A 16,278-nucleotide genomic window follows, 5' to 3' on the forward strand; every position below is an offset into this window, starting at 1 on the left:
CCCGTTCAATCTCAGCTCAATTAGGTTCTACCTAACTCTAATGTACAGGTGGAGATTTCGAGAGTCTATTAAAATGCTGCGGTAACGAGAGGCTGAATCCCTTTCCAAGCTTCACTTCCTTCTGTTGGATGCTTCAAGTGTGGTTCTGGACGCAAAATCCCTATCAGTGCTCGCTTGTCTAAGCTTTTCTGGATTGCGAACGAAGTAAAGGGTCTGAATATGGCCCTGGGCAACATCAAAAGCCATCACAGAATCAATCGTGTTTGCAGTTGTGTAAAGCAGACCAGATTGACTATTGACCTGGATGAATTGAGCCTCGGAATACAGTCCCAGCCTTTGTTGACGGCGATTGATTGCCAGCAGAAAGCGAGCCACTTTTACGTTTCGGTGGAGCGGCTTGAGGGCTGCAACTACTTTGCCTCCGCCATCGGAATAAAGGGTGATGTCGTCTGCTAGAAGATTCAACAATCCTTGCAGATCACCTTGTTCGCAAGCCCGGAGAAACTGTTGTGTGATTTCTTCTCTTTGGTGAGGGGAGGTAGAAAAACGCGATCGCACATCATGAATACGCTGCTTGGCTCGGCGGGCAATTTGGCGGCAGTTGCTGGGGCTTTTCTCTACGATGAGGCCGATGGTGTTGTAGTCATAGTCAAAGATCTCTCTCAGTAAAAAAACGGCTCGTTCTATGGGGGATAGACGCTCTAGTAAGACCAGAAAAGCCATTGACAGTGAATCAGCCTGTTCTGCTTTGGCAGCAGGATCTGCGGCAGAAGTGACGATGGGTTCAGGAAGCCAGGGGCCAATGTACTGCTCTCGCTTAACTTGTGCCGATCGGAGGCGATCAATGCAGAGTCGGGTAACGATGGTGGTCAGGTAACGTTTGGGGGATTGAACCTGATTGTTTGAGGCACGCTGCCAGCGCAGAAAGGTTTCCTGGACCATATCTTCGGCATCCATGATGGTGCCGAGCATTCGATAGGCAATGCCAAACAGCAGCGATTGATATTGCTGAAAGGTCTCTAGCGTTGAGACATCCATCAGTGAGTTGACTCGGTCACTTGGTAGCTGCCAGGGATCATTTGGGTGGTGATGGCAATCCGATTCCAGGCATTGATGGTGATGATGGTCATCAAGATTTGGGTGACGGCTTCGGGAGTGAAATATTGGCTGGCGAGATCATAGATGGCATCGGGAACTCCCTGTTTATGGATTTGGGTGACGGCTTCGGTGAGGGCAAGGGCAGCTCGTTCTTCGGGAGTGAAGAAAGGGGGTTTCTGACCAGGCGGTGAGAGCGTAGAGGCGCTGTTCGGTTTCGCCATCGGCTCTGGCTTCTTTGGTGTGCATATCAATGCAGAAAGCACAGCCGTTGATTTGAGAGGCTCGGAGTTTGATCAGATGCTTGAGCTTTTTGCTGAAGCCACTTTGGGCTAAGTATTGTTCTAGACCCATCATGCTTTGATAGGCGGCTGGCTCGATTTTGCCGAATTCGAGTCTCTGGCTCATAGGGGTATCTCCTTGTTGTATGCCCATATCTATATAGACGGGGCAGGAGTGTTGAGTGTGACAGTTGTTTCTGGAAACATCTAAACGGTCTGTTCAGTGGTCTGATAGCAGAGGCCGCAAACTCCAGGAGAGGTCGCTATGGATCTGTCTTAAAGTCGTTCAGTCCCTGCTGAATCCCTGCAACGATTTCTTCAGCGTCTTACTCTTCTCGTACGGGCATCTGCAAAGAGAACTTGTCCAATAGCTGTGAATATTCTTCTGGAGTAGGTTGCCCCTGGTAATTTAGTGTTTCCTCACTGCAGTGTATCCAGGGTTGAGCGCTGCGAATCCACAAGTTGCCGACGGCTCGTAACTCACGGGTATCATCCAGCGTTCCAGGCTTGATATTGGTAATCTGCGGATTACGAGTTGGATTGTGGAACAGCCGCGTGCCGCACTCGCCACAAAAGAAGCAGACAACCTCTCGTCCACTATCGGACGTTCGACTCCATTGTTTCGGTGTGCCTTGAAGCAAAATAACGGCAGCACGGGGTACCGGCATTGACATCCCAAAAGCGCTGGCTGATTGTCGCTGACACTCCCTGCAGTGGCAGGCATAGACAGTCAGCGGTTCAGCCCGAATCTCATACCGAACTTGTCCACACTGACACCTCCCGGTGTATGGAGCTGTCATAGGCTTCTACCTCTTCATGGCTAATGTTTGGGCAACTGACCCTACCTGAGATGCAACCAAGCTTCAGAGATATTTGCTTGAGCGCTTGTCATTAAGAGTCTAGCTAAGCTCCTTGCTTTGCGATCGCAACCTTGTAAAGCGAGGTAGCAATCGCATCTCTAGCAAACGCCTGCGTAGCGATAAACGTACAATGGTTTGATTAAGTCCTCTGGAACGATAATTCCCGAAGGCTAAGGCTGTTGAGCTGTGTGATTGGTGATGGTGACTGTTCCCCAAACTTTAGAAGCTTCTGTGACTCAGGCGGTTGAGGCGACGCGGGTTGCGATCGCATCCGGAAAATCCCGTCTCCAAATAGAGCTAGCCATCCCAGAGCTAAAGGCGATGCCGGTGGCCGAGCAGTTCCTCAGGCAATATCCAGATCTGGCTGAAACCGTAAAAGTCTTTTTCTCAGATGCCGGGGCAGCAGCGCTGGCACGGCGAGACTGGGAAGGCATCAACTGTAAGCTGTACGGCCTAGAGGAATTATGGGAGCCGATTCAGCCCGAAGACCAAGCCTTCCTAATTGTGGCCTCCACAGCCGTCGAGATTAAGCGTGTCGAGAAAATGTGTGAAGAAGCAGGCGATCGCCCGTTCATCTTGCTCAACCCTCAGCTTCAGGATGTCGCCGTGATTGGCATCGGTGCCGCCGGACGGCAGCTACGCGAGCGGTTCATAAACACCATCGAAATTTGCTACTATCTGCGGCCCCTAGAGCAGGGTGTACTGCTGCGGTCCTTCCCTAACCTTTGGCAGCTCTGGTGGGAACAGGAGTCCGGAGATTACGAGCTGTTGGGGGAAAATGAAACTCGACCCGGCAATGAGCGGTTAGCTGAGATGATGGAGTCAAAGCTTTCGCCATCACAGGCTCCGAAAAAAGGGATCCTTCAATCTCTGCAGCAGTTTATTAATGCCTTAAGCCAGTAAGTCGGCATTAAGGTGCGATCTCTGAGACATCGTATTCAGCCTCCTCCACCTTTAGCGATTTGAGGATAGAGCGATTGGTCTCAGCCAGATTGTTGTAGGCATCCACCTTCTGTTTATAGGTTTCAACCTGTTGATTGATTTGAGCCACCCGCTCCTGTAGATTCTGGGTTTGCAGATTGTACTGCCGTACCTCTCGATTGAACCGATCCTTTTGGTATTCAAACTCCTGCACCAGACTCGAATCTCCCTGGCGGAGTGAGGCTTCCGCCCGTTGCTTGAGGCTGCGCAAATCAGCTTTCATCTGTTGAAGCCGTTGCTGGCGCGTATCCAGCTCGCTATCTGCCTGCCGAATAACGTTCTTCTGTTCCTTAAGACTGACTTCTAACGCATCAATCTCGGGCTTTAACTGTGTAGCCTGGGCCTCAAGCTGAGCCAAGACGCTACGGGAACGCTGGGCAAGGGCTATAACTTGCTGGCGATCTTGAAAATATTGCCGGTAGTGCTGCTCTAAATCGGGATCGCCCAAATCAGATAGCTCTGTCCCCAGATAGGCATGCAGCTCATTGAGGTAGATTTCAGGGTCACCGGCTTCATAGGCTTCCAGAATAGATGATAGATGAGAATCTTTCACCCGCTGCGCGGCTTTTCTCAGTTTTGGCGCTAGGCGAGCACGTTCTGCTTTGCCGAGTTCTTGGTAGGCGGCATGCAGCATTTCGTGGGCCGCAACCACCTCCATCATTCCCTGCAGTCGCGGTTCGGTGACCGATTGAATAACAATGTTGCCTTTATAGCCATTGCTGGTAAAGCATCCCAGAATAATCGTTTTCTCACGGTCTCGCCCTGACTTGTGACAGAGGGTGTGAAACTGTTCCTTGGGTTTGATTTTTGGCTCTTGTTTGTAAAACAACTGCTGAGCATCGGGCGTCATTGCAGTGGCAATAGCTAACCGCTCAATCTCTGGCGAAGAGGGTTCATAGGATGTATTCAGGAATTGAGAGCAGCCCAGAACCGTCAAGCTGCCCAGCACTGAAAAGAGCGACAGGGTATAGATAGAGTGCCGTGGTTTTTGCATCTACTTTAAGTGAGGCGGGATCTGTTAAATCAAGTCGCTGCATCCTACGCCATTCAAAATGGAGCACCTGCAGTCGTTCACTGACTAAGAGTGAAATGGATAGCTGTAACCAGAATGATTAGAGATGCGATCGCATCTCTTCTTCTGAGACAATGTTATCTATCGAGAAATGTACAATTAAACTGATATTCCTGATGATGGAGGGTTTTGGCTGCATCCGTCAGCATATCCTGAGATATCAAGCATCGAAGTACACACGCTGACAGCGGCCACAGCTACCAACTTAACCTTGGTACAGGTAAAAAGCTAACAGATGAAGATGACAACCTTTATTCGTACATCTGGCCTTATTGTCGGTGCCGTAGCTGTGACATTGGCGAGTTCGACGGCTCCCAGTCGCGCAGATATCTACGACGCTATCTTTGAACATCAGCTTGAGAAGTCGCGTTTGCGCGATTCCAAGTCACAGCCCGTACGGAAACGAGGCTTCAGATCCGGTCGAATTATTAAGACTGAACCGTTCTATCAGCTCAAAAACGGAAAGGCCGTCGCCGTTGGCACAGCTCAGCAGGGAACATCCGTCTCACTTTTTAGCGTCAAGCGAGGCATCTATAGAATGGTTAGCTTCGGACGTGGTAATGCTGTTTGGGTTCGCGAACAAAACATTAAAGTTGACTAAGATAAATGCTCTGTTCTCGATCCGCGCTAGTGCTTGATCCTCGTGCCTAGATTAGGGGCGAAATAGGTGGTCATGATCAGGATGATAGAGACGAGACCGCGCCTCTGACTGATGCCCTTCTAAAGCAGGACTAATCATATACAGGACTGTCCGAATCAGCTTTTGAGATTCGGTTGCTTCAGCCATTTGATGCAGTGGAACGATGCAAATTTTTTCATCAGGCCAGCCCACTCGATAGCAAATAGCAACGGGTGTCTCAGCCGCATAGTGTTTCAATAGCTTCTTTTGGGCTACGTCTATATGACGAGCACTGAGATAGAGGCAAAGACTGGCTTTATGGGCCGCTAAGCTAGCGAGTTCTTCCGTTGCGGGCACATTGGTGCGGCCACTGGTGCGCGTCAGAATAATCGTCTGTACCAGTTCGGGTACCGTTAGTTCTACCTGAAGTTTGGCGGCAGCAGCCTGGAAAGCGCTAATACCGGGAATGATTTCAAAGGGCACGTCGGCTGCTGCAAGCGCCTGCATCTGTTCATGGACCGCTCCATACAGTGTAGGGTCACCGGAGTGGAGACGAACGACGGAAAGCCCGGATCGCACCCGCTCAATCATCACCGGCAAAATATCTTCCAGAGTCTGGGTGGAGGTTGGAATCACCTCAGCATTCGGCTTTGCCAGCTTTACCATTGCCTTTGGCACCAGCGAATCAGCGTAGAGAATCACATCCGCCTGCTGCAGAATATTCTGAGCCTTCACCGTCAGCAGTTCTGGATCGCCCGGACCCGCCCCGACAATGTAAACCGCAGGGGCAAGTGCTTTCTGAGTAACCTGGACAGAATCGAGAGCTGTGACAGTCATAGGGTGTTTAGAGATTGTTTTGGCAATGAATAACGAGCTGGGTCTTAATCAGTTATTTAGATTAAGGGTCGTTTTTTAGGGGAAACAACATCTGGGAGATAGCGGTTGAGGTAGTATAGCCAGCCCAAGCCAATCAGACCACCAATGATGCCCACCAGACTGACCACCTGGGCGATCCGAAGCGGGCCGAGCATTAGGCTATCGGTTCGCAACCCCTCAATCCAAAAACGGCCTGCGCTGTAGCCGACGGAGTAGAGCAAAAATAGCGTACCGGGCTTTGCCTTCGGGAACCGGAAGAACACCGTCAGCAGTAGGCCACACACCATCACATTCCACAGCGATTCGTATAGAAAAGTGGGGTGGTAGTAGGCTTCACTGGCTAGCCCCTCAGGACGGCTATTGGCAGGAATAAACAGCTTCCACGGTAAATTTGTGGGGGCACCAAAGGCTTCAGAGTTGAAGAAGTTGCCCCAGCGACCGATGGCCTGCCCGAGAATCAGTGAGGGGGCAACGGCATCCGCCAGTCGCCAGAACGAGATGCGCTGCAGACGACTGAAGATGATCGCCGCAATCGTGCCGCCAATAATCGCACCGTGAATGGCAATGCCGCCGCGCCAAATCGCAATAATCTGCTCAGGGTTTTGGCTGTAGTAGTCCCACTGAAAGGCGACGTAGTAAAGGCGTGCGCAGGGAATCGCACCGATGACGAGCCAGACTGCAAGATCGCCAATGATTTCGGGATTGAGACGGCGGGACTTTGCCAGCTTTTGGGAGAGCGTTACCCCAATCAAAATGGCACTCGCAATCAACAGCCCATAGAAGCGCAAACTCAAGGGGCCAATCTTTAGATTGGTTCCGGGAGAGGTAAAGGTAAATGCGAAGAGCGATTGAGCGGCAGCAAGCAGCATAAAAATGACAACGATCGGGCACAAGGGCTAGTATCGCATTCCTGGGTTTTGCTTGATGCAATTTGCGATTTCGCCACGGCGTTGGTCCTTTTTCCACACTGATGTCCTTGAATCTTCAATCCGCTGCCGGTTCAAGGGTTGAGGAAATGACGCCACAGACTATTTCTCTAATCGACCGTGCGCGCTGTTTCGGGGGCTAGCTCTGCATTGGCCTCACACCCCTCAGCAAAACTTTGAATGGAGCCTGTGCTGAGGGATGGTTGCTGGGCGGACACGTGCAAAGCCTCGAACCCCACAACCGTTGAAGGTGTATCCAGCACAATGAGGAAAAGTGCAATCACTCTCAGCTCCTTATGAACAGCAGCGGCGGATGGAGAGAAATTTGCGATCGCAACTGACATTAATCTGACATATGTCAGGGGTTGTCAAATATAAGATAAAATTATCTTTTGTATTTAACATTGCGCTTTGTTCTGTGCCTTACTCAGTGCCAAATAGGACGCATTTTAGGATAGGCTTAAGCATATAAGATTTCTGTTTTTAATAGATCTTTGTCTATAGAAGGCGTGATGAATTGGTAAGTTAACTGGCTGTCCATCCGGGTGTATAGAGTCGGCCGCCCAGGATTCGAGGCCACGCTTGCTTGCCATCCTGCCCTCAATATCTGACTCAAGGAGGAATTACAACGTGGATTTTTTGTCTGATTTTTTGACGCTCTTCTTGGCGAAGTTGCAGTCCCCGACACTTGGCTTTCTGATTGGTGGCATGGTCGTTGCCGCCGTCAATAGCCGTCTGACCATTCCAGATCCGATTTATAAGTTCATCGTCTTCATGCTGCTGCTAAAAGTTGGCCTGAGCGGTGGTATTGCAATCCGCGAGGCCAATCTAGCAGAGATGCTGTTGCCCGCAGCGTTCGCCATGATAGTGGGTATCCTGATCGTGTTCATCGGTCGCTACACATTGGCCAAGCTGCCGAACGTCAAAACCGTAGATGCCATCGCGACCGCGGGCTTGTTTGGTGCCGTGAGTGGCTCGACCCTCGCCGCCGCCCTGACCCTACTGGAAACAGAAGGCATCGAATACGAAGCCTGGGCCGCTGCCCTCTATCCCTTTATGGATATCCCCGCACTCGTGACCGCGATCGTCTTAGCGAGCATCTATAACAACAAGCAGAAGCAGCGCCGTGCCGCAGAAGAGCAGCTCAGCAAGCAGGAGTATCTCAGTAAGCAACCCGTTGCCTCAGGTGGTTATTCCAGTGGGCAGAACGTTGCTGCAGGCGGGCGTCCCAAGAAACAGCAAGTTGAGCGGGTCAAAGTATGGCCCATCGTCAAGGAAAGTCTTCAGGGGTCTGCCCTATCGGCACTGCTGCTGGGTCTTGCCCTAGGCATTCTAACCCAGCCAGAAAGTGTTTTTGAGAGCTTCTATGAACCCCTCTTCCGCGGCCTGCTTTCGATCCTGATGCTGGTCATGGGTATGGAGGCCACGGCAAGGCTCGGTGAGCTGCGTAAGGTGGGTCAGTGGTACGCTCTATATGCCTTTGTGGCCCCGCTTCTGCATGGGCTCATCGCCTTCGGCTTCGGCATGATTGCCCACGTCATCACGGGATTTAGCTTAGGTGGCGTCGTGATCATGGCCGTCATCGCCGCTTCCAGTTCAGATATCTCAGGGCCGCCCACTTTACGAGCCGGTATTCCTTCGGCCAATCCCTCTGCCTACATTGGCTCATCTACCGCCGTCGGCACGCCGGTTGCACTTGCCTTGGGCATACCGCTCTACATCGGACTTGCCCAGGCCCTGGCGGGTGGCTAATTCCAAACGGGGCAAGAAACACGACGACCCAGTTCAATGAATATATACATTAGGAGGTAACCAAAATGGCCAAGCCAGCAAGCAAGCTCGTCATCGTCACGGAAAAGTTGCTGCTGAAAAAGATCGCCAAGATCATCGACGAAGCCGGGGCGACCGGCTATACGGTGGTGGATGCTGGCGGTAAAGGCAGTCGCAACGTACGCTCGTCAGGACGACCTGCCGTTTCTGACACCGACTCGAATGTGAAGATTGAGGTGCTCACCGATAGTCGGGAGATGGCCCTGAAGATTTCGGATGAGATTGCATTGCAGTACTTCGACGATTATTCGGGCATCGCCTATCTTTGTGATGCAGAGGTGCTGAGCGCGCACAAGTTCTGTGGACCAGACGGCTGCTGAATTGAGATGACGTTCCAGATGGAAGCTGTTTAATCCTGAATTTACCTACCCCATTGACGCTCTTAGATATAGTCTCTAGCTGTAGCAAATCTACATCTGGTCCAGTGCGCTTGAAAGGAAAGACCCAGGAAAACACAATGAATCAGGTCAAAGATACAGTCCAAGATAATAGCGGCTGGTCCGTTCATATTTACCAGGGTCGCCGCTTGCTTTTTTCGCTTTATCCTTCTCACGCCTGGATTTTTTTACTGGGAGCTGTCTCCAGTAGCCTGCTGATTTTTGCAGGCCTGCAGTGGTCGAATTGTGTGTCTCAACCCTCTAAACCAGGTTCGGCTCAGCCCGCACAGGTCGCCCCCCTCCAGTTAGATTAGATTGATTGAGGAAGCTACAGGGTATCAAGAGACAGCGCCGATATCGCAATGTTAGAAGCTGCGCCCTATCTTTATGTCTGCGGGCACGAGCGTATTGGGGATACTGCTGCTTTCCGTCATTCCAGACAATGGAGATATCAAGGTTATGGAGTGGACATGATTCGGCTTGATCATCTTTGTGCGATTGAGCCCATCCATACTAGGATGCAGCAAAGCCCATTGCTTTCACGGGATAGTCTTTAACTTGCCACGTCTGAAACGAATTCAAAAATCAGCGGGCAATGATCGCTACTATGCGGCGCTGAAGCAGAGATATCGAAAAACGCAGCAAGAACTTTTTCTGGGTCTTTTAGCGCTGCTCAGCGTCATCTTGACCGGAACCCTTTGGTATTGGCTCGTTGAGGGCTGGCGCTTCATAGAATCTCTCTATATGACCGTCATTACCCTAGCGACGGTGGGATTTTCCGAAGTGCAGCCCCTAGGCGATCGCGGTCGGCTGTTCACGATTTTACTGATCGTTTTGGGCATCGTTGCCGTCGGCTATATCGTCAACAGATTTACCGCCGCAATTGTGGGAGGCTACTTTCAAGAAGGAATGCGCTTAAATCAGCGTCGTAAACTCATGCAAGAACTGTCTGAGCATTATATTCTGTGCGGATTTGGGAGAACAGGACGTCAAATTGCCGAAGAGTTTTCTGTACAGAAGATTCCGTTTGTGGTGGTCGATGCCGACGAGGAAGCGGTGCAGCGGGCGCAGCGGATGGGTTTTGTGGCCGTGCAGGGGGATGCAACCCAAGATAATACCCTCCATTTACTGAAGATTGAGGCGGCCGTTTGTCTGGTCTCAGCCTTATCTTCCGATGCTGAAAATCTATACACTGTGCTCTCTGCTAGAACGCTCAACCCGAATATTCGCATTATTGCCCGGGCCAGTGGCGAAGATGCCATCCAGAAATTACAGCGAGTGGGGTCCGATGCGGTGATCTCGCCCTATGTAACGGGGGGCAAGCGCATGGCTGCTGCTGCGCTGCGTCCGCAGGTAATGGACTTTATGGACGGAATCTTTTCTGGTGGAGATCGCACTTATTACATGGAAGAGTTTTTGCTTGATCCACTGGTCTGCTCTCAAATTGGTCAAACCCTGAAGGAATCGAAGTTGAGATCGCTGACCGGGGTATTAATTGTCGCTATCCGGCGAGAGCAAGGTGAACTGATCATCGGGCCAACTGCTGAGGTGCAACTCCAGGCAAGAGATTTTCTGATTTGTTTAGGCACGGCTGAGCAGCTCCAAATCATGAACCGCACTCTTTGCCCCATCAACTCTAGTCACCTGCAGCGACCACTCTGGGAATAGCAGATGTAATGCGAGCAGGGTTGAACTCTCCCTCAACCCAGGATCAGAATGGGACAGTCATTCATCGGTTGTATTGAAACAATCCGAGCAGACACGAGAATGCTAGGATTCCCTCGATTTTTTATACAGCTACCCCAAACATCTCAGAAGCGCACTGCCCACAGAATAAGACAGGGCAGATACTTGCGATATTTACACGGACAATCAACAGGCATAACTGAGAGCTAGGTGTGGAAAGGCTCTCAACCTAACATTCGAGCAGCCTATCGTTGCATATAACCTAGGCATCAACGGCAAGAGAATGTCACGATGGAGGAGCTGTATTGATACACGATTGCCAATATGTTTAAGCGCTGGTTTGCGATCGCAACTCTAACTCTCTTCTTCGCTCTTTATACATGGATGCCTGCCGTTTACGCCCAGGACCAAGCCAAGGCCATCTTTGCTGGCGGCTGCTTCTGGTGCATGGAAAAGCCCTTTGATGAACTACCGGGCGTAATTTCGACCACCTCGGGCTATACCGGCGGTACAAAGGACAATCCAACATATGAAGAGGTCTCGTCAGGCAATACAGGCCACGCAGAGTCTGTGGAGGTCGTCTATGACCCAGAGCAGGTGAGCTATGACCAACTGCTTGATGTCTACTGGCACAACGTTGACCCCGTGGATGGGGGCGGACAGTTTTGCGATCGCGGCAGTCAATATCGCCCCAGCATCTTCTATACATCGGATGACCAAAAAGCTTTGGCAGAGCAGTCCAAACAAACGCTAGAGAAATCAGGTCAACTCCCGAAGCCGATTCAGACCACCATTGTTTCAGCCAGCGAGTTTTACCCTGCCGAAGATTATCACCAGAACTACTACGAAACAAACTCTACCTGGTATCACTTCTACCGCTTTACCTGTGGGCGAGATCAGCGACTAGCCAAGCTTTGGAAACAAGACAATGCTTAGGGGTTTATATTCTCTTTGTATTCGTTGTCTGATATGAGGATTATTCAGGCGACGTTTCATACGACTGCTAAAACTACCGTCCCAGAAGGTTTTCACCTGTTGTCCTTGCCACCAAAGTCACCTGAACTACAACCGGCTGAACGGCTATGAACGATTGCGAACGAAGCAATTGCCAATCAGAGTTTCAAGTCTTTGGACCAGTTAGAGGACAGGCTCGCTCATTATTGTCGTGCCTTGATTACTCAGCCTGACTTTGTTCAAGGGCTAACCAACTTCTATTGGTGAGAAGGTTCTGTCGCTTAGTTGGCCGTCTCTAACCGGATTTCATATAATTGAGTGAAAGTTTGAAACTGTTGCCGCAGTTGTTACAGAGTGCATACGAAGTGCCCACTTTGCCTGATTTTTTTGTCCAGTTGCTTCCACATTTGGGGCACTTGCCGACTGAACCTCTGGGGCGTCCCGTGATGGGTTTAGCCTCAACCGTGAAGGATTTCATCTCACAATCATCGTGAGGGCAAGTATAGCGCTGTGAACCACTGGCGTTGAGTCCTTTCTTTCGGACAGTGCGATCGCAACGTGGGCATTTTGCAGTCATTTCAGATCTCCTAGCCAGTACCAATCCTCTGCATAATCAAGTCTGAGAAAAAATTGCCCTTGCTGCCGCCAGTCGTTTCTTCATCTGAGTGAGCAACTGCTCTGATTCATGGAAGGTATTATTCCCTCGTTTGCTGTTACAACCTTGGCAGATAGCTCTGAGATTGGAGTAGGTGAAAGCTAGATGAGGATACTTACTCTTAGGCAGGACGTGATCAATCGTGGCTCTATCTGCCCTAGGAATGGTCAATCGTTCCCGCTTGGTCAGATACTTGGTTCGATGCATCGTCTTACCGCAGCAAGGGCATGGGGCTAGATGAGCATCATTTAGCAACTGGCATCCCGAGGTATAGCTACCGTCTGGCTTCAGGATTGTGACGGAATTAAGATCCCACTTCGGACAGCGCTGGCTCACTGGTAATTCTCCTGCAATTGATTGAAGCGTTTCTTCATGCGATCAAGGGCGTACTCTGCCTTTTGAATGTGAGTCATTCCCGCTGTCTCTTTATCCAACTCCGACCAAACCGCTTGACGGCTAACGTCATTCATCCGAGATGTGTCAAAGGTCGCGGTCAAAAGCTGCCAGGATTGCCTTACATTTGCCCAGCCACGATTGTTGTATCCCTGTTGGCGAAGTTGCCGCTGTTGGGCTTTAGGTCGTGGATGGAAGGCCTCAGAGTTGCGCTTCTGCCATTGTCGGTATGAAAGATTGAATATCTTCACTAACTCGCCTCTTTAATAAGTTTGGCGTTGGCGGCTTCAGTTGCCTTGGCATGTTTGACAACGTATTCTGCATCGATGATTGTGGCTTCTATTTCCTGTAGGTGATCATCGGCATAGACTAGGTTTTCCTCAGCCAGTGTTGCCTTACGCTCTGCATGGTCAGAATTTCGTATGGCGTTATAAATCTTCCGGCCCAACTGTTCCAGCTTGCTAGGTTTCATCCGTTCGTCTAGCTCTGCATCGAGCTTGTCAGCCTTTATCCGAAGCTCTGGATCAGCATTGTCTTTCACCTGCTGCATCTCCGCTTTGAGGTCAGAGATTTGCGATCTCAACTTGTCGTTAGATTTGCGAGTATTGTTTGCTCCGTGTGCCCTCATTTTCTTAACCAATATGGTGAGATGAGGGACCATTTCTACAGGAGCATTACCAAGGCTCAGAAGCGTATCGTCTTCTAAAGATCCCAGGATGGCTAACGCAAAGGTAGTGTCGCGGTTGAGCTGTTTGACAAGTTGCTGACGCTGTTCGGGGTCCATTGATTTGAATTAACTTTGATGTTCCTAGCGTATCCCGCGACTTTAGAAAAACCGTCAGTGTGAATACGGAACTTTAGTGAGCGGGCCAAAACGGAAAAATGAGGCTCTTGCTTGCCGTAATCAACAGCCTCCGGTTCTACCGGAGATTGTTGATTCGACATAGAAGACTCTAGTACACCAGTGGTACTGATAGGCTCCACATCAATGGATCACGCCCTTTGCTTTTGATAGAAGCAGTCGTAGCTCACGTCCATATAAAGCGATAGCCGACATCCAACTGCTTTTGTCTGCGTAACGCTCCATATCGTCGGTCCCACGCTCCGCTTTCAAGATCGGCCTTTAAACTCGCCATGCCCCGCTGACGTTCTTCCACAGCCATTTTCGCAAATGATGAAATTCCATTTCGAATGTCAACCTCTAGATAAAGTTCTGGCCGTGACCATCCAACGGCGGCAAAGGAATCTGACAGGTCACGGGGCAAGGGAAAAGGATGCACGGAAACAGCTTGACCTGTAATCGACTCAATATCAGACACCAAAGCTGGAATGGTCAGAAACGTAGCCTGAACATCTGGAATCAGAGACGGAAAGTATTCCGTTAGCCAGAAATTTGCGATCGCATCCGGATCATAGGTAAACAAGATCAGTTGACCGTCCCCGATCACACGGCAAATTTCCTTCAGTGCTTGTCGATGGTCTTGAAAGTGATGGAACGCCAGCATGACAATTGCTGCATCGGCTGATTGATCCGCGAGGGGCAGATTCTCAGCAAACGCATCTATCCATTGAATATTAGGATTTGCGATCGCTTGGTTCCTCATCATGGCTGCAGGCTCTACAGCAAGAACATAGTGCCCTTTCTCTGCCAGAGCCTGTGAATAGGAGCCAGTACCTGCACCAATATCAACAATGGTGGAACCTAGGGGACATCTCAAAACCTCAAATAGTTTTTCTACAATCCGAGGATCACGTTTTCTCGTTCGGGCGTAGTTTTGACCAATGGCGTCGTAAAGTGTCATCCTATTGCCGCTACACACTGAGTAAAAGATAAGACAATTGACTGTGCAGAAGCATTTCTGACGTCATTGAGCGCTTCACCATGTATAAGCTTTACGAATTTCCGTCATCTGGGAACTGCTACAAATTGCGGCTTGCAATGTCACAGTTGAATGTTGATTATGAGCGCATCCCGATAGACGTTACTCGGGGCGAATCTCGTACAGAAGCATTCCTGCGCATCAATCCGAATGGTCGAGTTCCTGTACTACAGGTATCAGAGGGTGTTTCCCTTCCCGAATCTAACGCGGCTCTGTGGTACCTCGCTTGTGATACGCCACTTTGTCCTACGTCAAAACTAGAACAGGCGCAAGTGCTGCAGTGGATGTTTTTTGAACAATACAGTCACGAGCCATTTATCGCGACATCACGCTATTGGATCTCCATTCTCAAAGCTGCTGATGCTTATAGAGAACAACTTGAAGAGAAGCGTCCTAAGGGTTATGCCGCCTTAGATGTGATGGAGCAACATCTGGCACACAACTCATTTTTTGTTGGTGACGCATACTCAATTGCTGATATTGCTCTCTATGGTTATACACATGTCGCTCACGAGGGCGGCTTTGATCTGCAGGCATATCCCGCTATACGAGGATGGCTTGAGCGGATTTTGCGATCGCAAAACTACATCCCCATCAGTCACTAACCCAATACAAAGTTTGACGACTGACTCTGCAATCAAAGAAATCTACATCGATAGACTCACGCTTAAACCGAATGGGCGAATCTAGTTCGCTGCGTCGGTTAGAGTAGGGTAATCTGCTACAATTCTTAAGGATTCTATAAGGTTTTATGTTCATGGAATCAAACCGCGCTCGGATTGCCATTGATGCGATGGGAGGCGACCACGCACCCGATGAAGTTGTAGCCGGGGCCTTGCTTGCCCAAGCCGAGCTAGATGTTGAAGTCCTGCTTGTCGGTAACCCTGAACTGATTGAAGCCTCGGTTAAGGAGAACGGCGGGTCTCTTGACTCCGTGAAGATTGTGCCAGCAGAAGGCATGATTGAGATGACCGAAGAGCCCTTGAGCGCGCTGCGTAAGAAGCGAAAAGCCTCTATTAACGTCGCCATGAACCTAGTTAAAAAAGGTGAGGCAGACGCGGTTGTTTCCGCAGGACATTCTGGCGCTGCAATGGCAGCGGCTCTTCTGCGCCTGGGACGACTGCCTGGTATTGACCGACCCGCGATTGGTGCCGTTTTCCCAACATTGATTGCCGGGAAGCAGGTGCTGGTTTTAGACGTCGGTGCCAACGTCGATTGCCGACCCAATTTCCTCGATCAATTTGCCACAATGGGGTCTATCTACAGCCAGGATGTCCTTGGCACTGAGTCTCCCAAAGTGGGTCTCCTCAACATTGGCGAAGAACCCAATAAAGGCAACGAAGCCTCGGTTCAGACCTATCCTTTACTAGAGCGTAATCCCAACATCAACTTTGTGGGTAATGCCGAAGGACGTGACGTTCTTTCCGGTCAGTTTGACGTGATTGTCTGCGACGGGTTTACCGGCAACGTACTGCTGAAGTTTGCCGAAGCCGTCGGCGGTGTGGCCCTCCAAATTATCAAAGAAGAGCTGCCGCGCGGTGTGCGAGGCAAAGTGGGTGCTGTTGTCTTGAAGCCCAATCTGCTCAACATCAAGCAGCGCATGGATCATGCTGAACATGGTGGTGGTCTATTGCTGGGTGTTGCAGGCGTCTGTATTATTAGCCACGGCAGTTCGAAAGCGCCGTCTATTTTTAACGCCATTCGTCTTGCAAAAGAAGCGGCAGACCATCAGGTTTCCGATCGGATTCGGTCCTGCTATCAACAGACAGTTGCAGTCGCAAACGGAGAATAGC

Annotated in this window: 20 protein-coding genes and 1 pseudogene; 9 read left to right on the plus strand and 12 right to left on the minus strand. The window is 50.3% G+C overall.

Translation table 11 applies throughout. From position 1 onward, the window contains the following. Nucleotides 1-111 precede the first annotated feature (111 nt). From C1752_RS19605 to C1752_RS19615, 3 genes and pseudogenes are all read right to left on the minus strand, one after another. Nucleotides 112-1,038: an RNA polymerase sigma-70 factor gene (locus C1752_RS19605; RefSeq protein WP_110987747.1), complete on the minus strand. Its 927-nt coding sequence runs from the start codon at nt 1,036-1,038 to the stop codon at nt 112-114. After that, a pseudogene (locus tag C1752_RS30340) lies at nt 1,038-1,503 on the minus strand (carboxymuconolactone decarboxylase family protein). Before C1752_RS30340 ends, C1752_RS19605 begins: the two are co-directional and overlap by 1 nt. Before the next feature lie 199 nt (nt 1,504-1,702). Further along, nucleotides 1,703-2,176 (minus strand): GFA family protein, encoded by a 474-nt coding sequence (locus tag C1752_RS19615; RefSeq protein WP_110987748.1) that lies wholly within the window; start codon nt 2,174-2,176, stop codon nt 1,703-1,705. Nucleotides 2,177-2,434: 258 nt separating this feature from the next. Here C1752_RS19615 and C1752_RS19620 point away from each other — a divergent pair, with 258 nt between their 5' ends. Then, nucleotides 2,435-3,139 carry a DUF1995 family protein gene (locus C1752_RS19620; RefSeq protein ID WP_233501751.1) on the plus strand — a complete coding sequence of 235 codons (705 nt, stop codon included), beginning with the start codon at nt 2,435-2,437 and terminating at the stop codon, nt 3,137-3,139. 7 nt (nt 3,140-3,146) lie between these two features. Here C1752_RS19620 and C1752_RS19625 read toward each other — a convergent pair whose 3' ends face one another. Next, nucleotides 3,147-4,211 (minus strand): hypothetical protein, encoded by a 1,065-nt coding sequence (locus C1752_RS19625; RefSeq protein ID WP_110987749.1) that lies wholly within the window; start codon nt 4,209-4,211, stop codon nt 3,147-3,149. 313 nt (nt 4,212-4,524) lie between these two features. Between C1752_RS19625 and C1752_RS19630 the strand changes: the two genes are divergently transcribed. Then, entirely contained in the window at nt 4,525-4,890 is a 366-nt protein-coding gene (locus C1752_RS19630) for a hypothetical protein (protein ID WP_110987750.1), read from the plus strand. 51 nt (nt 4,891-4,941) lie between these two features. Here the strand turns inward: C1752_RS19630 and cobM are convergent, their stop codons facing one another. The 3 genes from cobM to C1752_RS19645 form a co-directional block, all read right to left on the minus strand. Continuing rightward, complete coding sequence (gene cobM / locus C1752_RS19635; RefSeq protein ID WP_110987751.1) at nt 4,942-5,745, minus strand: precorrin-4 C(11)-methyltransferase; 804 nt, start codon at nt 5,743-5,745, stop codon at nt 4,942-4,944. A gap of 56 nt (nt 5,746-5,801) precedes the next feature. Continuing rightward, the gene (gene lgt / locus C1752_RS19640) at nt 5,802-6,653 is read right to left on the minus strand and encodes a prolipoprotein diacylglyceryl transferase (protein ID WP_110987793.1); all 852 of its coding nucleotides are present in this window, start codon (nt 6,651-6,653) and stop codon (nt 5,802-5,804) included. A 167-nt stretch (nt 6,654-6,820) separates the two neighbouring features. Next, nucleotides 6,821-7,054 carry a hypothetical protein gene (locus C1752_RS19645; RefSeq protein WP_110987752.1) on the minus strand — a complete coding sequence of 78 codons (234 nt, stop codon included), beginning with the start codon at nt 7,052-7,054 and terminating at the stop codon, nt 6,821-6,823. A gap of 286 nt (nt 7,055-7,340) precedes the next feature. Between C1752_RS19645 and C1752_RS19650 the strand changes: the two genes are divergently transcribed. The 5 genes from C1752_RS19650 (at nt 7,341) to msrA (ending at nt 11,539) form a co-directional block, all read left to right on the plus strand. Continuing rightward, entirely contained in the window at nt 7,341-8,462 is a 1,122-nt protein-coding gene (locus C1752_RS19650) for a sodium-dependent bicarbonate transport family permease (RefSeq protein ID WP_110987753.1), read from the plus strand. A gap of 65 nt (nt 8,463-8,527) precedes the next feature. Next, nucleotides 8,528-8,860 carry a P-II family nitrogen regulator gene (locus C1752_RS19655; RefSeq protein WP_110987754.1) on the plus strand — a complete coding sequence of 111 codons (333 nt, stop codon included), beginning with the start codon at nt 8,528-8,530 and terminating at the stop codon, nt 8,858-8,860. Nucleotides 8,861-8,997: 137 nt separating this feature from the next. Next, complete coding sequence (locus C1752_RS19660) at nt 8,998-9,231, plus strand: hypothetical protein (protein WP_110987755.1); 234 nt, start codon at nt 8,998-9,000, stop codon at nt 9,229-9,231. A gap of 244 nt (nt 9,232-9,475) precedes the next feature. Continuing rightward, the gene (locus tag C1752_RS19665; RefSeq protein ID WP_110987756.1) at nt 9,476-10,585 is read left to right on the plus strand and encodes a potassium channel family protein; all 1,110 of its coding nucleotides are present in this window, start codon (nt 9,476-9,478) and stop codon (nt 10,583-10,585) included. 342 nt (nt 10,586-10,927) lie between these two features. Then, nucleotides 10,928-11,539, plus strand: coding sequence for a peptide-methionine (S)-S-oxide reductase MsrA (gene msrA / locus C1752_RS19670; RefSeq protein ID WP_110987757.1), 612 nt, complete (start codon nt 10,928-10,930; stop codon nt 11,537-11,539). A 313-nt stretch (nt 11,540-11,852) separates the two neighbouring features. Here the strand turns inward: msrA and C1752_RS30610 are convergent, their stop codons facing one another. The 5 genes from C1752_RS30610 to C1752_RS19690 all read right to left on the minus strand — a co-directional run bounded on the left by C1752_RS30610 (nt 11,853) and on the right by C1752_RS19690 (nt 14,407). After that, complete coding sequence (locus tag C1752_RS30610; RefSeq protein ID WP_423250514.1) at nt 11,853-12,134, minus strand: IS1/IS1595 family N-terminal zinc-binding domain-containing protein; 282 nt, start codon at nt 12,132-12,134, stop codon at nt 11,853-11,855. A gap of 36 nt (nt 12,135-12,170) precedes the next feature. Beyond that, nucleotides 12,171-12,548 (minus strand): HNH endonuclease, encoded by a 378-nt coding sequence (locus C1752_RS19675; protein ID WP_110987758.1) that lies wholly within the window; start codon nt 12,546-12,548, stop codon nt 12,171-12,173. Continuing rightward, nucleotides 12,545-12,856, minus strand: coding sequence for a hypothetical protein (locus C1752_RS19680; RefSeq protein ID WP_110987759.1), 312 nt, complete (start codon nt 12,854-12,856; stop codon nt 12,545-12,547). Before C1752_RS19680 ends, C1752_RS19675 begins: the two co-directional genes overlap by 4 nt. Further along, a complete protein-coding gene (locus C1752_RS19685; protein ID WP_110987760.1) occupies nt 12,856-13,389 on the minus strand; it encodes a hypothetical protein in 534 nt (177 codons plus the stop codon). Before C1752_RS19685 ends, C1752_RS19680 begins: the two co-directional genes overlap by 1 nt. A gap of 244 nt (nt 13,390-13,633) precedes the next feature. After that, nucleotides 13,634-14,407 carry a class I SAM-dependent methyltransferase gene (locus C1752_RS19690; protein ID WP_110987761.1) on the minus strand — a complete coding sequence of 258 codons (774 nt, stop codon included), beginning with the start codon at nt 14,405-14,407 and terminating at the stop codon, nt 13,634-13,636. A gap of 80 nt (nt 14,408-14,487) precedes the next feature. Between C1752_RS19690 and C1752_RS19695 the strand changes: the two genes are divergently transcribed. Next, a complete protein-coding gene (locus C1752_RS19695; RefSeq protein WP_110987762.1) occupies nt 14,488-15,090 on the plus strand; it encodes a glutathione S-transferase family protein in 603 nt (200 codons plus the stop codon). Nucleotides 15,091-15,242: 152 nt separating this feature from the next. Then, nucleotides 15,243-16,277, plus strand: a complete 1,035-nt coding sequence (gene plsX / locus C1752_RS19700) for a phosphate acyltransferase PlsX (protein ID WP_110987763.1) — start codon at nt 15,243-15,245, stop codon at nt 16,275-16,277. Nucleotide 16,278 lies beyond the last annotated feature (1 nt).

The organism is Acaryochloris thomasi RCC1774, assembly GCF_003231495.1.
Lineage (GTDB): Bacteria > Cyanobacteriota > Cyanobacteriia > Thermosynechococcales > Thermosynechococcaceae > RCC1774.